Raw genomic sequence first — 6410 nt, 5'->3', positions numbered from 1 at the left:
CCTCCTCAGCTGGTCCAGGGACCGCCGAGGTTCGCAACCAATAAAATGCGCAGCAACTGCGCCCACTATCACGGGAATTCGGTGGCTACGCCGCGTTCCTGCGCATTACCGCGACCTCGCGATAAGCGATCTTATGCGCAGCTGCGCATAAGATCGTCCAGGCTTCTGCATAGGCATCGTAGACCGCGATCTGCTCAGAGGTCAGGTCATGGCGCAGGATGTCGTACTCTACCCCTGCGAAGCTGAGCGCCCGGGCGAGGTAGAGCCCGGAGGCCTTGAGGTCACGGGCGACGAGTTCCATCGCGGCAATCCCGCCGTCGCGGATTTCGCTGATGAACTGCTCGCGGGTTGCGAACGCCGTGCCCGGCCCCCACAGGCCAAGCCGGACCGCATAGGCGAGGTTGTTGACGTCCGAGGCGCCGGTCGCCGAGGCATAGAGCACGCGGGCGCGGGGCAAAGTATTCTGGAGCAGGACCCCGGCGATGCCCTGAAGCGAGCCCTGCTTCTGGCCCAAGGCCCCTTCCCCGCCCGCAACGCCGCCCATTTCGTGGGCCTCATCGAAGACGATCACGCCTTCGAAATCTTCGCCAGCCCAGCGGACGATCTGGTCGAGCCGGGTATCCTCGATGCGCGAGCTTCTGAGTGTGCCGTAGGGTACGAACAGGATGCCTTCGGGCGCGGTGATCTCCTCGCCGATCTTCCAGCGCGAGAGCTCAAGGATATCCGATGGCAGTCCGCCAATAGCTGTCCAGTCGCGCTGAGCGTCCTCAAGCAGCGGCGCATTCTTCGAGATCCAGATGTGACGGCGATTGCCCTTCAGCCACTGGTCGAGAATGCAGGCTGCTGCCTGCCTCCCCTTCCCTGCCCCGGTGCCATCGCCAAGGAAGAACCCGGTGCGGTAGAGCTGACCCTCGGGGTCCTCCTTGAGCGCAACTTCGCCGGCAGGGTGGCTGAAGCGGCCATGGAGATCGCGGCTCCAGGCCTCACCGGCATAAATCACGGTTTCGAGCTGGGCGGCGGACAGCAGCCGCGCGGTGACCGTGCGTTCGGGCAGTGAGGGCACGTAGTTGGGTTTCGGCGCGTCGATCGAGGCCATGGCGGCGGATTCGACGAGGTGGGTCGGATGTTCGCCAGCTTCCGCGATCACCACGCGTGAAGGCCGGTAATCGGCATAGACCCCGCGCTGCTCGCCCATCGCAGCAGGTTCGGCCAGCACTTCGTAAGCGACGGGGCGGACGTCGTTGGTCTGTGCGGCCCGCACGATCACGGGCCGGGCTGGACCGGTCTTCACCGAGCGGAACAGGCTGAGCTTTGGTCGGGGGGCTCCCGCCTGCGTCGCGTCGCGCAACGTCGCCCGGAGTGGCACGATTGGCAGCGCGGCGAAGAGTTCGCCGACCGAACCGCGATTGATCGTGGATACGCCGATATCGCCTGGCACCCTGTCGATCACCAGCACGCGAACGGCGATACCGGTGCCGTGCTTGGCATAGCCGCCCTTGTCCATACGGAGCGACAGAACGACCCGCGCGCCTTCAAGAGTGCGTCGGAAGGTTTCTTCGTACCTGGCCGAGGGCGAGAACCAGTCCGGCATGATCGCAACGATCCGGCCTCCGGGCAGCAGATGGTCGAGCGCGGCCCGCAGGTGCCTGGCGGCGGTGTTCTGATCTTGCCCACGCGATTGCGACACCGAGAACGGCGGGTTCATCAGAACAACGCTTGGCCGCGCGGTTCCGGAGAGCAGAGCGCTGAGTTTAGCGCCATCGTGGCGGTAGACCTTCGTGCCCGGAAACACGGCCTCGAGCAGGTTGGCGCGGGTTGGCTCGAGTTCGTTGAGGATCAGATCCTTGACCGCGCCCTTTGCAAGCGAAGCGATGATCCCGGTGCCTGCGCTCGGTTCGAAGAGCACGTCATCACTGGAGAGCCGCGCCAGATGAACGGCCAGACGGGCCAGCGCCGGCGGCGTCGAGAACTGCTGGAACTGGATCTGGTCCTCGCTGCGTACCGTGTGGGTTGGCAGTTCGCGCGCCAGCGCCTCGAGCGTGCTGATCGCCGCGCCGACGTCCATGCGACCGACCAGCTCGGGAATGGCCAGGGAGAGTGCTACTTCCAGCGCTTCGAAACTGTCGCGCTGCTCCCAGGCGCCTTCCGCGTCGCTGCCGCCTGCACTCTCGGTCATGGCCTGGCTCAGAGCCGCGCGGTCGATCGGGACAGCAAGGAGCAGCTTGGCGGCAAGTGTGCGCGCAGCGCCGAGAATTGCGCTGGCGCGCGGAATCGTTGTGGTCATGCGGAGATCTCCTGAGCTCGTGCCGATCAGCGGCACGCCCGCTCCACCCCCCTCCCCTCACCGCTTCAGGAGCTGCGCCCAGTCGTTCATGCGGCCCGGCGGCCATTCGGTCTCGATTGCAAGGCCGGGGCGTCGGTAGGATTCGGATGCGCGATCGCGCGCCCGCCTGCCTTCGGCGTCGTTGTCGGCCAGCAGGATTATGGTTTCGACTGAGGCCGGGATGTTGACCTGGTGGAAGCGTTTGGCGCCCATGGTCGCCCAGGCCTGGATACCCGTGAGCGACGTATAGGCAGCCGCAGTCTCGAACCCCTCGCAGATGCCGATGGTCTTGCCTGGCGGGCCGTTGGTCCATGCAGCGCCGATAGCCTGGCCGAGGACGCGCTTCTCGGTGTAGGTCGATGTCAACGGATCGAGGAAAATCCGCTGGATCGCGGCGATCGCGCCCGCCTTGCGCATCGCAACGAGGAGTGCCGGCTCGAAGCTCGCAAGCTTCCCCTGCCCTCGTGGGCACCGGGGGTGAAAGCGCAGGTCTTCGAGTGGTGCCCAGATCTGGCGCATCTCGCGAACATATCGCTCGGCTAGCGTTCCTTCGATTGAACGCGCTGATCGCCAGATGCTGAGGTGAATTTCCGTGCTGCGCTGGAAGCTGGGAGTCACGCCAGAGGCATCGACCGTCGGCAGGTCTGCGATGCGTCGAATTGCTCTGATTACGTCCCGGCTGTCGCAACCTGCGTGGCACGTTACGAGAATGGCTCGATCACCCTGGCGGATGGACAGAGATGGGGTTCTGTCGGCATGGCAAGGGCACCGACACATTGCGGTATTGCCGGACCAATTGCCCCCGATGCGCCGAACAAGGCTGCGTAGGTCGGGACTGGGATTGTTGTTGACGATGGGCATGACTGCCCAGTTCGACCCTACTCCCCTCCCCCTCGTCCTGCCCTTCGGCCTAACCGAAGTGCTCGGAAATCATCGGTCAGCCGGCATCCGAATTTGCGCGTCGCTCGGCATAACGAATGACAAAGGCTTCCCAGACTCTCATCCACTCCGCATCGGTCCGCTCTTGTTTGATACCGGGAAAGCCGGTGCGGAATGCGTTCGCCATGGTGTCGACGCACCAGGGCTTACCCTTCTCAAGCCCGATTGCTCGGAACTTAGTTTCCCTTTCGCCATAGGTCAGGCTGCCTGCTGGGAAAGGGAATACGGGCTCGGAGACCTTGATGTCCCGAACAGTCGACCGAGGAGCTTTCGTGACCGATGATCTCGGTGCGGTTTCTGGGGACGGAGCGCCCAGCAACCGCAAGTGCGGGCCAACGAGCTTCCGCTCTAAAGGTGCCGGCGAAGGCCGCAGCACTACTTTCCTGCCGCTGAAATCGACGTCAGCGTTCGGGTAGACAGCGGAGACCAATTGCATTGTTTCGCGCACGGTCTGGCGGAAGCGTTTGCTGTCGGCGTCGTTCCCCAAGTGCTTGGCCAATTGGTCCCAAGATATTACCTGGCCTCGGTCGCTGCTGATCCGCGGGAGCCTATACGCGAGGTAGGTATAGAGATCGAGCGCTGTGGGTGTGCCCTTGAGCTCACGGATTGCAACTTCGTTCAACGGAACGGCGTGGTCGATAAGGTGACTATAGAACGCCTCGGACATCCGGATTTCGCGAGCAAACGCGCCATTTTTTTCCAGCGATCCGGCGTATTCGTTTGAAATCTTTACGTCTCGCACGGCGAATGCGTTGTCGCCGGCGTCGTTGCCTTCCCAACGAATTTGCCATTCACACGCAAGCAGCCGATCGACTTGCTCGCGCATCAGATTGGCCGTTCCCCGTGGGCCATAAGAGACGGTCTGGTAGCCAAGTCGGCGCATCCATTCCGTGAAATTACGCCCCAAATAAACGTCTCGCGATCGCTTAGTGACGGCCTGAGAAAGCAGATAGATCAGCGCAACGCGTGGATAAGCTCCATATGGCACACCAACGCTTCGTAGCACGGGCTTACCGTCCACCGTCTGGAGAACCGGCCGTGGATTGATGGCCAGTGCATATTTTCCGTCTTCGCGAAGAATCGGTAGAGTATCATCCTTCGGACGCTTGGTCGGCAGCGACATGGCGCACAATGCGGAATGCAGAAATGCCGGAACGGGTTCTTCGTCCTGGACGCGAAGGAAGGCATCCATCGTGAGTTGAGTGCCGGCAGACTGCGCTAGGGAGCGGACTCGCTCTTCACCGCCGCCTAGCATTGCTAGGGCGTATTGATGTCCGATTGGACGCAGTGTGTCTCCGCTCATTGAACCGTCCCTTCCCGACTCATTGGAGCCTCGGGTTGGTCGTTAAACAACAGGTTTGAGCTTCGAAAGCAAGGCCATTGGCAGTTTCGACGGGTTTCCGAGCCTAAAACCTCCAAGTTGGCCGATGATCTCGGAGCGGTTCGGCGGGGCGAAACCAAATCCAATCTCAGTTTTGAAAAAAGCGATTCGCGAATCGGTTTTTCTAGGAGATTCCTTTAGTAGGTATGGGCTCCGAGATCATCGGTCCAAAGGGAACCGAGATCATCGGGGAAACGCACTGAATTCATCGGCTTGCACCGAGATCATCGGTGATTGTCCACAGCCGGATCAATTCGGCCGTCAGGGCGCCCATCTGACTGTGGGGTTGTCGCCCGCTGGCCCCCTCCCTGGACCCGACATCATCGGTCTGAGTCCCTACGTGCTGCATCGAGCCGACTCCTGATTCGCGAAACGGCACGGAGATCATCGGTCAATTTGTAAGGTTGGTGGCCGAAGTTTGCTCAAAACTGCCAAGAGTGCTAATTGGCGCCCTCAATCTCACAAAGCGGTGATCATGGCTACCGACGCAGCGCTCGACGCACAACCCGATGAACTCTTGGAAGACGGCCTTGGCAATCTGCACCGCAAGGCCCTCACCATCCTGAAGCGCATTCGTGACGGTGCGCTCGATCCGGAGACCGGGCAAAAGGTTGGCCCGTCGTATTCCATTTCGAAGGCGGCCTCCCTTGTGGGGCGAACAGCGTCTGCAATTCGCGAAGCTGAGCGTGATGGCCGCCTCCCCCAGCGCGACCGAACCGCTTCTGGCCACCGGGTCCAGTACTCATTGGAAGAATTGGATCATATGCGTGCCGTTTTTGGCACTCGCCCGTGGCGCGCTCCGACGGACACCCCGGCGGTCATCTCCGTCTCGAACTTCAAAGGGGGCGTAGGTAAGTCGACTGTGGCCCTGCACCTCGCACAGCACTTTGCCATTCACGGATACAGGGTGCTGTTCATCGACTGCGACAGCCAAGCCAGTTCGACGATGATGTTTGGCTATCGGCCGGATGTCGATCTGACCGAGGATGATACCCTCTACGGCCACTTCCATAATCCTGAACTGTTGGGCGTTCGTTCGATCATCCGGAAGACGCACTTTTTCGGGCTCGACCTGATCCCCGCCAATCTCAAGCTCTACAATCTAGAATACGAGATCGCCGGCTACCTGGCACAAAATCAGAACTTCGACATCATCGACATGATCGCCGAAGCCATCGATACGGTCGTCGATGACTACGACATCGTCATCATGGATCCGCCTCCGGCGCTTGGCATGGTTTCGATGGCAGTGCTGCAGGCAGCTAATGCGATGGTAATTCCTGTGCCGCCGAGCGTCATCGACTTCGCATCGACCGTGTCGTTTATCGACATGGCGCGCACAACGATGAAGCAGCTCGAGCAGCTCGCGAAGCGGGTGAAGCCGGCCTACAACTTTATCCGCCTCGTTGGCAGCAGGGTGGATGAAAGCAAGTCTATGCACCGCGAGATTCTTTCGATGATGCGGCAGGTCTTCGGCGGCTCGATGGCGACTTCTGTCCTCAAGACCAGCGCAGAAATCGACAATGCCAGCTCGCGCATGAAGACGGTCTTTGAACTTGATCGACCGGTGACATCCCATGAGGTTCACAACCGGTGCATGAAGCATTTGAGCGACGTTTGCAGAGAAATCGAGGCGGATGTCATTCGGTCCTGGGCGAGCAGGGCAGGGGAGGCGGTCTAGGGCCGTTGCCACGTGGCAACAAAGAGAAAATACAGTTAAAATACAATAATTAAGCTCATATTTTGAGAAATTGGATTGGTGAGATA

The 6410-nt window shown here is 60.9% G+C and carries 4 protein-coding genes; 1 reads left to right on the top strand and 3 read right to left on the bottom strand.

Features of this window, described 5'->3' with window-relative positions; translation table 11 throughout:
* Positions 1-85 precede the first annotated feature (85 nt).
* The 3 genes from EH199_RS20180 to EH199_RS20170 all read right to left on the bottom strand — a co-directional run bounded on the left by EH199_RS20180 (position 86) and on the right by EH199_RS20170 (position 4565).
* Complete coding sequence (locus EH199_RS20180; RefSeq protein WP_124810941.1) at positions 86-2284, bottom strand: strawberry notch-like NTP hydrolase domain-containing protein; 2199 nt, start codon at positions 2282-2284, stop codon at positions 86-88.
* A 57-nt stretch (positions 2285-2341) separates the two neighbouring features.
* Positions 2342-3184 carry a toprim domain-containing protein gene (locus EH199_RS24510; protein WP_190287369.1) on the bottom strand — a complete coding sequence of 281 codons (843 nt, stop codon included), beginning with the start codon at positions 3182-3184 and terminating at the stop codon, positions 2342-2344.
* 76 nt (positions 3185-3260) lie between these two features.
* A complete protein-coding gene (locus EH199_RS20170; protein WP_124810940.1) occupies positions 3261-4565 on the bottom strand; it encodes a replication protein RepA in 1305 nt (434 codons plus the stop codon).
* 553 nt (positions 4566-5118) lie between these two features.
* Here EH199_RS20170 and EH199_RS20165 point away from each other — a divergent pair.
* On the top strand, positions 5119-6324 hold the full coding sequence (locus EH199_RS20165) for an AAA family ATPase (protein WP_006949340.1): 1206 nt from the start codon (positions 5119-5121) through the stop codon (positions 6322-6324).
* Positions 6325-6410: the final 86 nt, after the last annotated feature.

It is taken from the genome of Novosphingobium sp. LASN5T (genome assembly GCF_003856955.1).
Taxonomy (GTDB): Bacteria; Pseudomonadota; Alphaproteobacteria; order Sphingomonadales; family Sphingomonadaceae; genus Novosphingobium.
The sequence above is the reverse complement of the archived record's forward strand: the minus strand, read 5'-3'. Positions and strand labels throughout refer to the sequence as shown.

Coding starts and splice junctions, on each gene's coding strand:
- EH199_RS20165 (WP_006949340.1), top strand. CDS start 5,119: ATGGCTACCGACGCAGCGCTCGACGCACAACCCGATGAACTCTTGGAA.
- EH199_RS20170 (WP_124810940.1), bottom strand. CDS start 4,565: ATGAGCGGAGACACACTGCGTCCAATCGGACATCAATACGCCCTAGCA.
- EH199_RS24510 (WP_190287369.1), bottom strand. CDS start 3,184: ATGCCCATCGTCAACAACAATCCCAGTCCCGACCTACGCAGCCTTGTT.
- EH199_RS20180 (WP_124810941.1), bottom strand. CDS start 2,284: ATGACCACAACGATTCCGCGCGCCAGCGCAATTCTCGGCGCTGCGCGC.